General features: G+C 60.5%; 12 protein-coding genes. 1 reads left to right on the top strand and 11 read right to left on the bottom strand.

Features of this window, described 5'->3' with window-relative positions:
- Positions 1-15: 15 nt before the first annotated feature.
- From araD to P9217_RS27690, 8 genes are all read right to left on the bottom strand, one after another.
- Complete coding sequence (gene araD, locus P9217_RS27655; RefSeq protein WP_278055632.1) at positions 16-1,746, bottom strand: L-arabinonate dehydratase; 1,731 nt, start codon at positions 1,744-1,746, stop codon at positions 16-18.
- Complete coding sequence (locus P9217_RS27660) at positions 1,743-2,663, bottom strand: amidohydrolase family protein (protein ID WP_278055633.1); 921 nt, start codon at positions 2,661-2,663, stop codon at positions 1,743-1,745. Before P9217_RS27660 ends, araD begins: the two co-directional genes overlap by 4 nt.
- Complete coding sequence (locus tag P9217_RS27665; protein ID WP_278088323.1) at positions 2,660-3,688, bottom strand: Gfo/Idh/MocA family oxidoreductase; 1,029 nt, start codon at positions 3,686-3,688, stop codon at positions 2,660-2,662. The genes P9217_RS27660 and P9217_RS27665 overlap by 4 nt, the downstream gene beginning before the upstream one ends.
- A gap of 66 nt (positions 3,689-3,754) precedes the next feature.
- Complete coding sequence (locus P9217_RS27670) at positions 3,755-5,815, bottom strand: hydantoinase/oxoprolinase family protein (RefSeq protein WP_278055637.1); 2,061 nt, start codon at positions 5,813-5,815, stop codon at positions 3,755-3,757.
- Positions 5,812-7,563, bottom strand: a complete 1,752-nt coding sequence (locus P9217_RS27675) for a hydantoinase B/oxoprolinase family protein (protein WP_278055638.1) — start codon at positions 7,561-7,563, stop codon at positions 5,812-5,814. The genes P9217_RS27670 and P9217_RS27675 overlap by 4 nt, the downstream gene beginning before the upstream one ends.
- Before the next feature lie 53 nt (positions 7,564-7,616).
- Complete coding sequence (locus P9217_RS27680) at positions 7,617-8,384, bottom strand: ATP-binding cassette domain-containing protein (protein ID WP_278055639.1); 768 nt, start codon at positions 8,382-8,384, stop codon at positions 7,617-7,619.
- A complete protein-coding gene (locus P9217_RS27685; protein WP_278055641.1) occupies positions 8,381-9,280 on the bottom strand; it encodes an ABC transporter permease in 900 nt (299 codons plus the stop codon). The genes P9217_RS27680 and P9217_RS27685 overlap by 4 nt, the downstream gene beginning before the upstream one ends.
- Before the next feature lie 162 nt (positions 9,281-9,442).
- Positions 9,443-10,450 carry a sugar ABC transporter substrate-binding protein gene (locus tag P9217_RS27690; protein WP_278055643.1) on the bottom strand — a complete coding sequence of 336 codons (1,008 nt, stop codon included), beginning with the start codon at positions 10,448-10,450 and terminating at the stop codon, positions 9,443-9,445.
- 186 nt (positions 10,451-10,636) lie between these two features.
- On the opposite strand from P9217_RS27690, the gene P9217_RS27695 reads away from it, so the two are divergent.
- Positions 10,637-11,686: a LacI family DNA-binding transcriptional regulator gene (locus tag P9217_RS27695; protein WP_278055644.1), complete on the top strand. Its 1,050-nt coding sequence runs from the start codon at positions 10,637-10,639 to the stop codon at positions 11,684-11,686.
- 529 nt (positions 11,687-12,215) lie between these two features.
- Here the strand turns inward: P9217_RS27695 and P9217_RS27700 are convergent.
- Genes P9217_RS27700 through P9217_RS27710 form a run of 3 tightly spaced genes read right to left on the bottom strand, consistent with a single transcriptional unit; the run spans position 12,216 to position 16,995 of the window.
- Positions 12,216-14,648, bottom strand: a complete 2,433-nt coding sequence (locus tag P9217_RS27700; protein WP_278055645.1) for an AAA family ATPase — start codon at positions 14,646-14,648, stop codon at positions 12,216-12,218.
- Complete coding sequence (locus P9217_RS27705; protein ID WP_278055647.1) at positions 14,645-15,244, bottom strand: hypothetical protein; 600 nt, start codon at positions 15,242-15,244, stop codon at positions 14,645-14,647. The genes P9217_RS27700 and P9217_RS27705 overlap by 4 nt, the downstream gene beginning before the upstream one ends.
- Entirely contained in the window at positions 15,241-16,995 is a 1,755-nt protein-coding gene (locus P9217_RS27710; protein WP_278055649.1) for an SIR2 family protein, read from the bottom strand. Before P9217_RS27710 ends, P9217_RS27705 begins: the two co-directional genes overlap by 4 nt.
- Positions 16,996-17,015 lie beyond the last annotated feature (20 nt).

Here is a 17,015-nt window from a genome sequence, read left to right on the forward strand (position 1 = left end):
ACGATGTCTCGGCCGTTAGAATATCGCCGGCTCATCAGTTACCCCACCGTAGCTCGTCTCCAAGAAGTCGAAGTCGCAACCCTTGTCCGCCTGCTGGATATGCTGGGAGAACATGGCGCCGTACCCGCGGGTAAACCGGGGAGCCAGAGGCTTCAGCGCCGCCCGGCGATCCGCGAGTTCCTCCGGGGATATCTCCAACCTGATCTCGCGGTTTGGAACGTCGATCGAGACGAGGTCGCCAGTCCTGACGAGGGCGAGCGTTCCGCCTACAAAGGCCTCCGGCGAGACGTGAAGGATGCAGGCCCCGTAGCTCGTCCCGCTCATCCTGGCGTCGGATATGCGAACCATGTCGCGCACGCCCTGCTTCACGAGCTTCTTCGGTATCGGCAGCATTCCCCACTCGGGCATGCCGGGCCCACCTTGCGGGCCGGCGTTCCGAAGGATCAGCACGTGATCGGCGGTGACGTCCAGGTCGTCGCTATCGATCACCGCTTTCATCGAAGGGAAGTCGTCAAAGACAAGCGCAGGCCCGGTATGGCGAAGATATCGTGGACTGCATGCGCTCGGTTTAATGACGGCGCCGTTCTCCGCAAGGTTGCCCTTGAGGACAGCCAGCGCCCCTTCGGGGTAAATCGGGTTGTCGAGCGGCCGGATAACGTCTTGATTGTAGACCTCGGCACCGGCGATGTTTTCCCCCACCGTTTGCCCGTTCACGGTCATCTCCGACATGGAAAGCCGGCTGGCGAGACGGTTCATGAGGGCTGGCAGTCCGCCAGCGTAGTAGAAGTCCTCCATCAGGTATGTGTCGCCGCTGGGGCGAACATTGGCGATCACCGGGACAACCCGGCTTGCCTTGTCGAAGTCGTCGAGCGTCACATTGTGCCCAGCGCGTCGAGCCATCGCAATGAGATGGATCACGGCATTGGTCGAACATCCCATTGCCATCGAGACGACGATCGCGTTGTCGAACGCCTGGCGAGAGAGCACCTTGGCGGGCACCAGGTCCTCCCAGACCATATCCACGCACCGCCTCCCCGCCTCCGAGCACATGCGAATGTGGTTGACGTCGGCGGCCGGGATAGACGAGGCCGCCGGAAGAGTCATTCCGATCGCTTCGGCGATCGCCGTCATGGTCGATGCCGTTCCCATGGTCATGCAGTGTCCGTGACTGCGGGCGATTCCGGCCTCGATATCCTGCCAATCCTTGTCGGAGATATTCCCGGCGCGGCGTTCGTCCCAGAATTTCCATGCATCCGAACCGGAGCCCAGCGTCTTTCCCTTCCAGTTGCCTCGCAACATCGGTCCGGCCGGCACGTAGATGGCCGGCAGCCCCGCACTGATCGCCCCCATGATCAATCCAGGCGTGGTCTTGTCGCAACCGCCCATCAGGACGACCCCGTCGACCGGATGGGATCGGATCAGCTCTTCGGTATCCATGGCGAGCATGTTCCGGTAGAGCATCGTCGTCGGCTTGACGAAATTTTCGGAGAGCGAGAGCGCCGGAAGTTCGATGGGGAAGCCGCCTGCCTGGAAAACGCCTCTCTTCACGTCTTCGACGCGAGTTTTGAAGTGCGCGTGGCACGGGTTGATGTCGGACCAGGTGTTTAGGATCGCGATGACGGGTTTTCCCACCCAGTCATCTGCCGAATATCCCATCTGCATGATGCGGGAGCGGTGGCCAAATCCCTTCAAGTCGTCCGGAGCGAACCACCGAGAGCTTCTCAGCGTGTTGGGAACCTTTTTCATTTCAAGCCATCCTCGTCAGCGAAGCCGAACAGCTTCGCTGGATTTCGGACCAGAATGCTTCTCAGGGCGTCGGAACTATCAACCCAAGCGGCGATGCGGTCGAGGGCCTTTGCGTCGTCGACTGGGCGGAAAGGAGTGACTCCATGCGGGCTGGACGCGCCCGTGCCCCCGCCCGGATGGGGCCAGTTCGAACCCCAGAGAAGACGGTCGGGGTTGGCTTTGACGAAGGCGCGGACCAAGTGCCCGACAGCGGTCGACTGGGGATCGGCCGAAACTAGGTAGGGCGCCGATAGCTTCACGTAGACCTTCTCGGACGAGACAAGCGAGATGAGCGTATCGAGGCCTGGTTGATCCAAACCCCTGTCGGCATCGGCACGGCCGAAATGGTCGATGACCACCGGGACGGGCGCTTGCTTCAATTCCGCTTCCAGAGCAGCGATGATGCCCAACTCCGTGAATATCTGCACATGCCAGCCGAGCTTTTCCGTCAGCGCGAATGCCCATCGGACATCATCGCGTATTCGATCCAACTCGGACACGGAGCCAGCCGCGAGGTTAAGACGGATGCCCACGATTCCCCCGCTGGCCAATTCCTCCATTCCCTTTGGGCTCGCATGACGATCCACGACGGCCACCCCGCGCGCGCCAGGACCCATCATCCGAATGGCATCGAGAGTGCACGTGTTGTCCGTGCCGTAAATGCTGGGCTGGACGACGATGACGCGGTCAAGATTCAACGCCGCCTGGTGGGCGGCAAGAGCCTCGACCGGGGCCGGCGGGGGGGTGTAGGAGCGTCCGTTCCACAGCGGAAACTGTTTGCGCGGCCCGAAAACATGCACATGGCAATCGCATGCGCCCCGTGGCATGTCCGTGCCGACAGTGCTGTGCACGACGTCCAGGATCGGCTCCGGTGTCATTGGCGCGCCTCGGCATCGGGATGCGCGTCCCACCATTTGGCCTGCTCGTCCTCAATGGATTGGAGAATGCTCATGGCCGGAAGGACGGACCGCCCGGTGACGAGCGGGGCCTTGCCGCCACGAACCGCCGAAACGAAATCGCGGCTCACTTGGGCATTGTTTTCCTTTTCCGACTGCACGGGCTGCTCGCGGCCGCTCAGCGACAGCGTGCCCTTGAGGATATCGAGCCGATAAGCCTCCCGGTCCGTGACGACAAAGATGTCGAACATCCTTTCCTGCGAGTGATAGGATCCGGTACACACTATCGTCTGCTGCCGATCGGTCTCGATCATCGCCGCCAGTTCCATCGGGATGCCGGTCTTGGGCAAAGGCGGCGGCATGATCGCGAAAGAGCGCGTGATGCGCGCGGCCGCGCGCTGCGGAACGCCTCCGCCTGCAAGCCAGAGCCCCACGTCGACCAAGTGCGCACCATGGTGCCAGAGCAGGTTGTCAGTCCAACTGCGATGCAGACCTGTGGAGCCTACGTTTTCCAGCCGATGAAGGAAGAGCCTGGAATGGACATGACGTACATTCTCCTCGCCTGCGCCAACGCGCTTGCACAGTTCGACGTGCTCGCGCCTGAAACGCATCGGATGGACGACGCCGAGAGTGAGGCCCAGCCGCTCGGCGAGTTCCACCACTTCGAGCGCGTCCGGATAATTCAATGCCAGCGGAATCTCGACCAGAACGTGCTTGCCCGCCTCGAGAGCCTGAATCGCCATCGAGGCATGGGTGGCGCTAGGCCCCGCGATAATAATGATGTCGATTTCGTCATCGGAAACGGCGGCGGAGTAGTCGGTCGTCCACTTGCGATATTCATAGTCGACGGCGAAGGCTTCCGTCTTAGGCGCTTCGCGGCCGACAAGCGTATGCAGTGTGCAGCCGAAGTCCTTTAGGCTGTCCGAATGCCACGTGCCCATCATGCCGTGGCCTACCATGCATACGTTCATTTTGTCAGCTCCAGCGCGCCAGCGGACATTTAGCAATATATCAGAATATTACAATATCGATGACTGTCGCAGGCGTGTTGCGTCGATATCCCGCGGCCTCAGTCAGTCAAACGAGATCAGCAGCCCGCCCTCGGCTGTAGTGCTTGCTCGACTGCCCGCGGGCACGAAGTTTGACGTGAGCAAATCTGAAACGATGGCCGGCCCCGACAACTCGCTTCCGGCTGGCAGCGTGCCGGCATCGAAGGCGGCGATCGTGGACCACCCTCCTTTTTGCGAAAGATAGACCTGTCTCTTCGTGGAAACCCGGCGCGAGAAATTGGCCATCGCGGCGCCCGTTGGCGCCCGCACCTGCACCCGACCGACCGCCTGGATGCGCCATTCGAGAAACTCGACCGGCTCGGCAGGCGAGGCAACCGAGTAGAGCCGCTCGTGCAAGCGGTGGAAATCCAGGACGAGTTCGGTGAGAGCTTGCGCGTCGAGGCTCTGCCTACCGACGGGCACGGGTATCTGCCAGACCTGTCCATTGTAGCGGCACTCGGCCGCGAGCAGGAGCTCCCGCCTGTCATCGTCGATACCCATTGAATCGAGGAACGCAGTTCCTTCGGCCACCAGTGCGGCGAGCGTCGAATTCACAAGACCAAAATCGAAAGCGTCGCTTCGGCTGTGGGCGATCCTGCCGAAATCGAACTTGATGTCGCCCGTCGAGATGCCATACGCGCTCAAGACGCTGCCCGCACGCGGTATCAGAACCTTACGAATGCCGAGTTCCTTGGCCAGATTGGCAGCATGCAAACCGCCTGCCGCACCACCGGAGACGAGGACGAAGTCGCGAGGGTCAAATCCCTTGCGCATAGTCATGTCTTCAATGGCCGACACCATGTTCTGCTCGGCGACGGCTGAGATGATCGCGGCAGCATCCTCGACGCCAATTCCCAGCGGATCGGCCACATGCTTCGAAATCGCAGCCACAGCCCGTTGGCGGTCGAGCGTGAGGTGGCCGCCCCCGAACCGACCCGGCTCGAGAAGGCCGCGAACCAGATTGGCATCGGTAAGCGTCGGCCGTTCCCCACCCAAGCCATAGCAAGCCGGTCCAGGCTTGGATCCTGCACTTTGCGGCCCGACGTGTACGAAGCCTCCGGCGTCGACCCTCGCAATCGAGCCTCCGCCGGCGGCAATCGTCGAAATATCGACCGAGGGTACGCCGAAGACATGTCCCGCGATCGTTCCTTGTCGTTGCATCGCGACCGCGCCGTCGATCGCCATGCAGACGTCGAGGCTCGTCCCCCCGAGGTCCATGGAGATCACGTTGCGCTCGCGCAGGCCGGCGTGTCCGACAAGGCGGATCGCAGCGCCCGGGGCGGCGGAAGGGCCGGACAGGCACAGGAAAACAGGCTTGTCGACGATGACCTCACCGGAAGTTCTTCCTCCGTTGGAGCAGACGAAGAGCGGCGTTCGCTCGAATCCGGCATCGGCAAGCCGGGTAGCGAGGGTGCCGATGCTGTCCTTCATAACTGGCTTCAACGAAGCGTCGAGTGCTGTGGCGGACGTCCGGCGGTATTCGCCCACGGCGGGATTGACCTGATGCGACAAGCTAAATGGAACACCCGGCAATGTCTCGGAGATCAGTTCGCCGACCCGCAGCTCGTGCCTAGGATTCATCACCGACCACATCAAGGCGACTGCGACGGCTTCGGGTTCGGTCTTCTTGACGCGCGCCAGAACCTCTCGAACCTCTCTATCGTCCAGGGAGAGTTCGACGCCGCCTTCCGCATTGATCCTTTCCGAGACGGCAAACGTCAGCTGTCTCGGGATTAGCGGGTCGGGATAGTCCTCGAATATCTCATAGCTGTTTTCCCGGCCTCCTTCCCGGATGCGCAGCACGTCGCGGAACCCCGTGGTGCAGATCAGGACGGTCCTGGCAGTGCGGCGTTCGAGAATGGCGTTTGTGGCCGCCGTCGTGCCGCACGAGAACGTCGCGCAAGCTTTCAGAAGATCCCTGACGCTGGTGCCGCGGTCGGATGCGACGTATTGAATCCCGTCCATTATCCCTTGCGGAATGTCGTCGTGGTTCGAGAGCGACTTGTAGAAGCGGAGCGCTCCGTGGTCGTCCACCACGATGTCGGTGAACGTACCGCCCACATCCACGGAGATGGTGAGATTCATAGTGCATCTCCCGAGCAGGGACGGCTTCCCGCCGTTGGGTCGGCCCGGGCATAGCCGTAAAGCCTTGCCGCGTGGGCTTCGGTCAGCAGACCTTCCGAAATCGATTTCTCGATCTTTTCCCGCGATCGCTTGCCTGGATCACCGAAGCCGCCGCCCCCGCTTCCGTGGGCGATCAGGCGCTCACCGGGACGAAGGGTGACGTCGAAAAAGATCGGGAGCTCGCTCAGCGCGCCTGACAGGTCTCGCTTCCACGTTCTGGTCTGTCCGCCTGGCAGCCCGCCTGCTACTCCGGCCGGTGGAAACTGCTCGCCGCCGCTGTTGACCGAAAAGGTCACCGCGTCGTCTCTCACCCGGATGACGCAGTCGCAGCCCTGCGCGCCTTCCCACTCGCCGGCACCTCCTGAGTCCGGACGGAGCTCGAGCTTCTCGATGATCAGAGGCTGCTGCTGCTCCATGACCTCGACCGAGGACTGGGAGAGCATGCCTTGCGTCGTTCCGCTTCCGTATGTGAGCCAACCGTCGTGGCCGGCGAGTGCGGGGCCGCCCCAGTATCCGAGCACCATCTGGTTCACGAAGGGCGCCTGGCGCCGGGAATCGAAACCGCTGACGCAGGGAGCGGAGGCGGGATTTCCGACGGTCCCGTAAGCGGTGCCGCGCGTGTCGGTGACCTCGGCGAACATAGCCTGGATGTGATCGATCAGGATGTGAGCGAGATTGGTGGTCGCCGAACTGGTCGCCGCGGGGAACCTCGGCAGTCCGATCGCGGAGTTCTCGCGCATCTTGATCCGCACCCGGTCGAACGAACCCGATGCCCTGGGCACGTCGGGTCCCAGCATGTTGAGCACTGCGGTCAGGCAGCTGGCGGTGACGGTCGCCTCGGTCATGTTCAGGCCGATCGGAAGGCAGTCGATGTTGTCCGTAAGGTCGATCGTGATCTCGCCGGCCGTCGGGTCCACCGTCATCGTCGCCGAAATGGGCAAACCGCTCTCGAAACCCTCGCTGACGCCGTCGTGCATCGCGCGCTTGCTTAACGTGGCCGCCGGCAGCCGCGAGATTGCGCTCTTCGCCATCATGGACGCGTATTCCTGATACTGGTCCAGGAACGCCAGCACCGTCTCGACGCCGGACCGCTCACACATCTCCCGGGCCCGGCGTTCCCCGGTACGCACCGCTCCGACCATCGCGAGGTAGTCGCCATAGAACTGCTCGGGAGCGCGGATGTTAGCCTTGCAGAGTTCCACCAGCTCGAAGTTGTCTCGATAGTCGGCCTGGATTCTCAGGCAGGGAAGCGTCAGACCCTCGGCATAGTAGTCCCTGCAGAGGGATCCGTAGGTCGTAGGGGTCGGAAACCCGATATCGCTGAGGTGCGCGCGGGCGATCGAGAAGAACATGAGCCTGCCGTCGAAAAAGACGGGAGCGCATAGCGTCACGTCGGCGCAGTGTGTATTGCCCAGGTAGCTGCTGTTGTTGATGAAGCAGTCGCCTTCGCGGACGTTGTCACCGTATCGGTCACGAACGGCCTTCGGCACCAGATGGGCTGCGCCGGTGTGTATGGGAAGACCCTGCCCCGCGCTCACAGTGCGATGCCGGGCATCCGTCATAGTGCACGAGAAATCGAGCGCGGTGTTCAGCACTCCCGATCGGCCTGTCCGGGCCAGCGTATATGCCATTTCCCGGTTGATCGCCTCGAAGCGCTTCTGAAGGACGACCATGGTCAGCTGGTCGAGAGTTTGGCTTGGGTCAGACATACGCATATTCCCCTGGCCATCCTCTCAATGTTCCAGATCCTTGCTGGCCGCGCTTAATGCCGGCGCGGCTCCTCGTTGCCTCGGATGAGCGCGGAGACGTGTTCGGGATCCGCCTCGTCGATCCCGAAGGCGGCGATCGACCTGCCGTTGCGAAGCACGACGATGTCGTCGGCGACTGGCCGCACGTGGTGCACGTTGTGGGTGATGAAGATTACGGAAATCCCGCGGTCCCGGACCGCCCGGATCGTGTCCAGGACCTGCTCCTGCTGACGGACGGAAAGCGCGGCGGTCGGCTCGTCCAGGATGATCAGCTTCGCGCTGAAGTGGATCGCGCAACTGATGGCGATGCTCTGTCTCTGGCCACCGGAAAGTTCGCTGATACGATCATCGGCGCTACGCAGCCGAAGCCCCATCGAGATAGCGGCCTGTTCAGTTTCGCGCCGCATTTTTGCGTGATCCAGACGTTTGAACGGCCCCCAGCCCTTGGTCACGGAGTCCTCGCGCCCAAGAAACATGTTCCTGGCGATGCTCAGCTCGTCGACGAGGGCAAGGTTCTGGAACAGCGTCGCCACGCCTGCGTCCTGGGCGGCTTGCGGCGAACGGAAGTCGATCGGGCGGCCCTCCCAGTGGAGGCTGCCACGATCTGGCGAAACCACTCCGCTCAGCATGCTGATTAGGGTGGACTTCCCGGCGCCGTTGTCGCCCAGAAGGGCAAGCACCTTGCCCTTGCCGACAGCGAAGGAAACGTCCTTGACTGCCTCGATATGTCCGTAGCTTTTTGCGACGTTGCGAACGTCGAGGAGTACCTCCGCCGAGTTCATGAGCGGCTCCTCTTCTCGATCGCCCGGTTGATAAGAACTGCGGAAACAAGCAGCGCGCCGAGCAGTGCCTGGTAGACTGCCGGCGGCATGTTTATCAGGGCAAGCCCTTGCCGGATCATCGCGATCGTCAAGCACCCGAGCAGGGTCCCAAGCACGCTGCCGACACCGCCGCGAAGGCTGCTGCCGCCGATGACGGCCGCGGCGATGGCTTCGAGTTCCAGGCCGGAGCCGCGGTTGGCGTCGACGGTTCCAAAACGGCCGAGTTGGACAAGCCCGGAGAAGCAGGCCAAAACCGCTGTCATCACGAACAGGGTCAGTTTCAACTGGTTTATAGGCACGCCCTTCAACCGGGCGGCGGCGACATTGCCTCCGGTGGCATATATCCAGTTGCCAAACTTGGTGTTGGTCAGGACCCAGTGCGCGATCAGGAGAACGACGAGCGACCACAGAAGCCCCATGCTGAGGCCGTTCGCGAAACGCTGGGACATCCACGTCAGGACGGCTGAATCGGCGGGCGCCGAAACAGGATATCCGCCCGAGATCAGATAGACCATGGCGCGCCAGAACATGAGGCCGCCGAGCGTCACTATGAACGACGGTATGGACGCATAGAGCACAAGCGTGCCGTGCAGCAGGCCGATAAGAACTGCGCTTGCCAGCGCGCCGCATAGGGCGACGGGAACGCTCACGCCCGCGACCGACGTCAGGAACGCAGCGATAATAGACGTCAGCGCAAGCACCGACCCGATGGAGAGGTCGAATTCTCCGGCGATCATCAGCAGTGTCACGCCCGCGGCCCCGATCCCGAGCTGAGCCGCCACGATGGCCACTGAAGTCAGCGATTCCGCCGAGCTGAAATGAGGCGCCACCGTCAGGAAGATGACGAAGACGACCAAGGCGGAAATGGCCGCACCTACCCAAGGCGTTTGCGAGATCAAGCGGCGGAATTTGTGGCCAGGCCGCGGCCCGACATCGGGTGCGACAGCCGTCGTCTTCAACGTTTGCATACTTTCCTCCGAATTGAAGGGTGAGCGGGGAGCGCGCTCACCCTTCTCGCCTCACCGATAGCCGGCGGCGACGTTCGCCTTGACGGTCGCGACATTGTCCTTGTCGATGATGGCCGGACCAGTCAGCACGTCTTGGGCGAGCGTAAACCCGTACTTCTTGTTCAGATAGAGGAACTCGACCGCCAGGTAGCCCTGAAGGTACTGCTGCTGGTCGATTGTGCCGAGAATCTGGCCCTTCTCGATCGCATTGATGACGTCGTTCGACATGTCGTAGGAAAAGAGGGTGACGCTGTCGATCTTTCCGGCCTCCTGAAGCACCTTCATGATCTCGATGGTGTAGGTTGGATCCACGACGAAGACGGAAGAGATGTCGGGGTTGGCGGTCAGGTAGGCGCGGAACTGCTCGGCGGCCTGGGTCGGACTGTCGGGCGGCACCACGATGGTGTCGGCCTTGAGGCCGGCCTTGTTGTAGGTGTCCGTGAAGCCTTCGCAGCGCGCCACCAGGCCTGACTGGCCCGCGTTGGTATTCACGCAGATGCCCGACGTCGGCTTCTTGTGGCTGAGAATGTACTCCGCAGCCCTTTCGCCGCCCAGTCTTTCGTCGCCGCCGATGTAGAACAGGTAAGGGATACGCTCACCGACCGGACGGGTATCGCCCACGTTCATGGCGATGATCGGAATCCCCTTTTCAGTCGCGCGCTTCAGGCTCGCTTGGACGCCCTTGGCGTCGGGGAGGGAAACGATGAGACCATCGGGCTCGGCGGCGATGGCGCGGTCGATCTTCTCCGACTGCTGGGCCGAATTCGGTGGCGAGTTTTCCTGAAGGCTGACGACTTTGACGCCGTACTTGTCGGCGGCGTCGTGCATTCCCTTGTTGAGAACGTTCCAGAAAGGATGGCCGAGCCAGGCGTGGCTCGCCTCGTAGAACACTAGCTGCTTGTCCTCGGCGTTGGCCGCCGAAGTTGTTGAGGTGAGCGAAAACGCGGCCGTCAGGACGACTGGCAGGACGGCAAGCAAGCTGCGGACACGCGACGTCCGGCTATCACGCTGGTTTTTCATCGTTTTTCCCTCTAGCGGTTGAACCTTTGAGGTCCGCGGCCGTCTTTAGCTGTCTCTGCAGCGGCCTCTTGTGTATCGATACACAACCACCTGTCGGTGTCAACAGAATATTGATATATCGTTGAACCGCACTCTCAGACGATGAAATCAGTTGCCCTGATCGAAATGGTGTGTGCAGGAGGCGGCATGGGAAGAGTCACGATCCAGGACGTAGCAAGGACGGCTGGCGTATCCGCCACCAGCATCTCAAATTTCTTCAACAACCGCCTTCATCACATGCGCCCAGAGACGAAGGAGCGGATAGAGCAGGCGATCAAACAGTTGGGCTATGTTCCAAGCCACGCGGCACTTCAGTTGAAGACCGGCAAGACACCGATGATCGGCCTGCTCGTCCCGACTGTGGCGAACGCGTTCTTCGGAGAGCTTGCGGTGGCCATGGAGCAGGCCGCAAAGGAACAGGGATTCCGGATTATCCTTTGCAACACGTTGCAGGATGCCTCGAACGAGCGGGATTTTTGGGTCGGCCTATCTGCGCTGGGCGTGCGTGGGGTAATTTGCTCGTCAGCCCTGGTGACGAACGACGAACTGGCCGGCTACGTGAAGATGGGTCTCTGCGTTGTCGCCGTCGACGAAAAGCAGTTGGACCAGCTTCCTCCGTCTGTGGATTTCGTGTCGATCGATCACCGGAAGGCGATCCGCCTTGCTGTCGACCACCTGGTGATGCTGGGGCACCGCCGCATCGCCTACATAGCCGATTTCAGCACGACGACCTTCAGCCGCAGATCCAAGGCCGAAGGCTTCCTGGAGGCCGTGGCTAGCCATGGACTTGAAGACTGCCATCTGGTGATGCCTGACGCATCAGAAGGCGTTCCCAGGTTCTCCGGCAAGGAACTGGCGGAACTGGGAAGAGCGGGCGTGAACACCATTCTTCTCGAACATCCGAAATCGACCGCTATAGTGACCTTCAACGACATGACCGCGCTCGGAGCGATCGAGGCGTTGAAAGAGCGCCAAATCTCGGTTCCCGACCAGATTTCCGTGGTTGGTATCGACGGCATCAGCGTCGGCGAATTGCTCGCGCCCACGATTACGTCCGTGCGGCAGCCGCTGGAGCTGAGCGCCAGAGAGGCGATAGGCTGCATCACTGAACAGCTTGAGGGCGGGCGCAAGGTTCGCAAGGATGTCTCGATCGAACCTCAACTTCTAGTTCGGAAGTCTTCGGGGCCGCCGCCATGACCTGTTCAGCATGAAGCCGCCTTTGTGCGATCTCTGTCGTCAAGTTCGGGTTCAATGCGGCCGGTTGCGCGATGCAACAGGCTGACGGTGCCCTTGTCATATCCCTGTCAAGGGCGCTCTCGGTGTCGGCAAAGATCACGCTCGCACACAGGCCTGTGAAGCACCTTGCAGGTACTGCTGGCCACAGCCATGGTTGCAATCGCGGTAACGAAGCCTGATCTTGAGCAGTTCCACATTGCCCTTAATGCGACTTTCGAAGCACGAAGCGTGAACATGGAGTAGCGGCTTATGTGTTTCGAAGCCAGCAGCTGTGGCTTAGTTCGGTGACGGGCAACCACTGTGAAGGTTGGGGCCGAGAACGGATGGCAGCATGGGGTCGAGCGGCCGTTCCTTCGTCGACCTCGAGTTGGCGCCGCGACGTTCGTTGGGCACTGGCTGCAGCGTCGGGTCGGCCGCATTTCGCCGGAGCAAGGCGTCCGCGGTTTGCGCTTCCAACGTGCGAGCGGTTATAAGTTTTCGCTGCAGTCTGCTACGCCGCCACAGCGTCCACCAAGTAGGTGACTAGGTCAGGCACGATTCGGGTGGATTCTCCCGCTGTCCGACGAAGCTCAAGCGCCAGAAGACGGTCCTTCTCAAATGCGGGACTTAGCTCCAATTTCAGGTAGTCGAAGAGCGTCCGTTCATGCACGGCTATGACTACTTTCGTACCGTGTGCGCGGGAAATCGTTCTCAGCAAAGCCGCGAACTGTGCAATGTGGACCTCGTCCATATTCTGCACCGGATCATCCAGTACCAGCCATGGCAATCTCGTACCGACCGAGAAATGCAACGCGAGGAACAGCGTCAGCGCGGCGGTGTTCAGATTTCCAGCACTGAGCATGGAGCCCGGCGTGCCTCCCTTTTTGCCGTTGCGGTGCACAGTCTCGAGCTTGGCAAAATCCTTAGAATCCGTTTCGGGAACCTTGAATGCAGGCACGAATGGTTCAGTCGGAGCAAGCCGGATGAACAGGTCGCGCCACAACTTGTTGAGCGAGTCGTTGAACACACGCCGCACGATCGACGTTCGGGCACTTTGAGCGGTCTCCCCTAGTATCTTTGCCTGCGCCTTGAGCTTCTCAAGCTCGGCAACAGCCGCCTTCAGTATGACAAGCGTGTCGCGTGCCTTTGAGAGCTCGCCCGAAACAATTGCACGACGTTGATCGATGGATAGAACCGTCTGCAATGATTGCAACGCAACCGACTTTTGCGACTGCAACGCGTTTAGGCGCGTCACATTGGCCTGAACTTGCTCGACCAACGATTTAAGCATTGAGTCGAATGGCTCGTTGGCCAAGTCTTGGCGCGCCAGTTCGTCGGCAATGCGAATAAGCGAGTTGCGTAGATCAGACGCCGAGCGATCTCGCTCTCGGAAACTGGCAAGCCGCCCGCGTAATGACGCCTCGTGCGTAAGCAGCGCCGTGCCGCTCGCGGCCGAAGTGGCCAAGCGGTCCAACGCTACCTTCGCCTCCGACATATTCGCTTGCACCATTATCATGGAAGCTCTGGCATCGTCCGCGATTCGTTGCGATTTCAGCGAGCCAAGTTCGCGACGCAGCTGCGCCAACCGACCACCGGAGGACGACTTTTCGTTCGACAGTTCCGACAGTTTTCCTGCGTCCGCGGTCAACTGCGCGATGGTTTTTTGCAAGTGAACCGAAAGAGGCTCGGTGGGCGATATCTGTGAAAAATCGCGGCCACAAACCGGGCAGTCCTCGGTGTGGACGTGCGGAAGGAGCGCGGCGAGCGCACCCGCAAAGTCACCGGCGTCCTTCGCGACACCCGCCAGCTGACTGTCAATAAGCTGACCGCGCGCCTCTTCCTTCGAGACCGACTCGTTCAGTTCATCTTCGCGTTTTCCGGCGGCGTCGTCCCTATCGAGCAGGCCTTTGATGCGAGTCAATTCGTTAGCGACACGCTGACCGGCAGTCTCGGCCGCCGATGCCGGATCGGTTGACGACCAAGATGGCAAATCCGGGAACGTGGCGCGGAGGGATACGATTACTTCTTCGAGTTGGAAGCCAGTCGAGGCGCGCCAACCATCGGCTGCCTGGACAGCGGCAAGTTCTGCGGCCTCCACGTCGGTCCGCTCGCTGGCCTCCGCATCCTTTGGCAACTTCGCCCAGGCGCTATCGAGCGACCGTAGCTCCGTAAGGCGACGCGTTGCCTCGACAAGACCATTGTCACTCGAAAGAGCTCGAAGACGATCGCCCACGGTTCCGAAGTCAAAAGTATCCGGCGTCTCGCCCGGAAAGAGTGCCGCGAGGGCAACGTTCATTGGGGCAAGAGCTGTTGCCCGGCTTTGGTTCAGCTCGGAAAGCTCTGAGGTGAGCTGAACGATGTCCTGGGCCGTCCGCTCGATCCTCGTCTCGAAGGCCCGGTACTCCGGAACGAGCGTTTTGGTTCGGCTTTTGTGACCAGCATCATGCAGACCGTCTACCAGCGCATCTAGCTGGTTTAATCCAAGCAAATCCTTGACGAACTGCGTAAGCGCGCTTTCGCCATCTTCGACCTTAGACTTTTGGTAGATGTCAAGCAGTCGCCCAAGCATCGACTGGGCCAGATAGCATCGCTCGGCGAAAAACTTCCGATCGCGTGCATCCAGATACGGAGTTCCGGTTAAAACGCCGCCCCCGATGACAAAATTGCCAACCGCCGGCGTCGGCGCGTGTCGTCCCGTGAGGGCGACCTTAGCCTCGCTCGCGCCCTCATGAACGATATGACGAGCAAAGTTCGTGTCGTCGTCGCGCATCGACCTGATGTCGCCGGTAAGGGCCAACTCAAGCGCGGAGAGCAAACTAGTCTTTCCGGTCCCGTTAGGCCCGTGGATCAGAATAATCGGAGCGTCGAGCTGAACGGTGACCGTTCCCGCGATACTGCGGAAATCAGTGACAGATAGCTGGAGGGCATCATCGAGATTGCTCATTCGTCCTCGCCGAGCTTCTTCGCCGCAATCGCGAAAGGAACGGTGAGCCTCCGCTTCAATTCCTGCTGGACAGCCTTAGGGCCCCGCGGCGAAACCTGCAGCACGACGTCCGCGAGCGAATGATCCAGAGTCGTTGGCAGAAGCTTCTTTATTTCGCCAATCGGATCGGCCGCGATCCCCGATTGTGGGGCGATCGGCAGCGGCAATAGAACCGAAAGCCAGTCTTCGAGCACTTCGTCGTCCTTGGTTCCCGTAGGTGTGCCTACTGGCAGAACGCGGCAAACGCGAGCGATCGACTCTAGCGTGTTTTCATCAGGCCGCGGTCCTGTCAGAATCGCCGTTACCGGACGACGCGAGCCTACCACATCCATTGCGCGGCCGAGACCGCCGATCTTCTGGCGCGTTCGCTGAATCTCCTCGTTGATCGTGTCGATAATTACGACCAAGTCAGGATTCTTGTCCTTGCCGATCAACACCGCGGCGAAGTCGAATGGGACATTGCCGATCTTGATCGGTGTGGGGACGCGCCGAAAGGCATTCGATGCTTCTAGGATCGAAACGATCCGCTCGACAGGCGCTTGTGTCGATAAGCTCACAGCGTTGCCTCCTCTTTCAGGCGCGCCAGCAAATGGTCAGCGCCGGTGGCATTCTCCACGAGACTCTTGAAGCTGAATTCACGGCACCCCGACGGGGCATCATCCTTACCTGCCCGACCGTAGGTCGCCGACGGGTTTGTCTGGCGGCGAGGGACTGGCGCGGAGCAAACGGCGACGATCGTGTTCGTGTCACTCTCGTCTAGAACGCCCTCGCCGACTAGCTTCGATACTGTTTCATTGTTTGAAACCACGAAGACCTTCTGCGGGGCAACCGACGCAGGCGTCGAAATGGAGAAGCTTCCAACATCTGGACCACCGACAGGCTGCGTTAGAGTCCATCCCTCAACTGCCGTTCCTAGCCCGACTGCTCCCACAAACATCGCCAGCTCCGGCATGCCGGAGTTCTGAAGATTGGGATCGTTCCCCATTTGGCCAATTGGAACGGTGCCAACAGGCCCATATACCCTGTTGACGAGAGCATGGTTGTCGCCTCTAAACATCGCGAGATTGCGTGTGATGCCCGCGACAAGCCCGTTGACGAAATTGCGCTTGTCGTCACTGCTATCGCCCGCTAACGCGGCGATCAGATCACGTATCTCCATCGCGCCGTCGGCGATTCTCTTCCGCTCTGGCGCGAGGAGCAACGGTGCGTTGGCAAGGCGAATGAAACTAGCCAACTTCTGACTGAGCACGCTTAATACCAGCGCGGACAGGAGTGGCTTGCCATACGCGGGTATTTTCGCGCCTTTCTCGATTTCCTCTTGATGATTGTCGTAGTCGTCCTGATAGACGCTCTTGATCATCGTACCCTGCTCAGCGCCCAATTCGTCGCCGGCAAAAACATAAGCAGGAGGATGAGCGGGCCACGCGCGTTTCAGCATCGCGCGCCCGGCCGAGAAAATATCCTTGATGTTAGAGTCTTGCGCTGACAGCCCGATCATGAGCGTGCGATACGTTACGCTCATGCCGTCGAGTTGATTTTTCATCAGCGCGAACTTCGGGTCGTTCGGCCAGTCCGTGATTTGCTGATCTCTTCCCACGATGTACTCGCGGTACAGCTCCTCGCTTTGCTTAGCACGAACCGCGCAGCCATGAAACTTGTGAAGGTGCGTCCTGCCGTTTGCGCCGGGAATATCATCGGCCCGCACCATGATGGCGACGATATCCTGATTTCCGTTTGTAATAGACGCAGCGGCCTTTTCCACCAACCCATCCCAATTCGCCGACGCCACCTTCGGAATGACTCCTTCAAGTGCAAGCACCGCAATCGCAATATGCTCGCAGTCGGGCTCAAGATTGTCGTTGGCGTAGGTGTTACGAACATCCACGATGTCCCACACCAAGTGATCCGACCGTTTCCCTGCGATCCGCAGGTCCAGAAGCAGCGCATATTTTCCGACCAATCGGTCGACGATGGTGTCAACATTAGGCCACTGCGCGGGCTCAACAGATTGATCGACCCCGACCTTTTCCGCAGTAGTGAGCGCGTAGTCCAAGGCCTTGCTAAGTGCCCGCTTGAACGGACCGTCATCAGCTTCTGCGCGCGCTTCTTTCGACAGGTAGTCGAGGACGCGTCGCGCCACGATGCGCAGATCGGGCACGCGCTCGCGAGATATTCCGGAACCAAGCCAGAGGGCATATTCGCCCTTGGCAACGCCTTCGGCCACCTCGTGAAACTCACCATCCAGTAGTTTCAACGTGTCCAAGACAGAAATATTCGCAGCAGTCTTTTTCTTTATGGCGCTCGACATGAAAGTGCCCCCCGACACAT

Origin of the sequence: Mesorhizobium sp. WSM4989, assembly GCF_029625795.1 — a bacterium.
Taxonomy (GTDB): Bacteria; Pseudomonadota; Alphaproteobacteria; order Rhizobiales; family Rhizobiaceae; genus Mesorhizobium.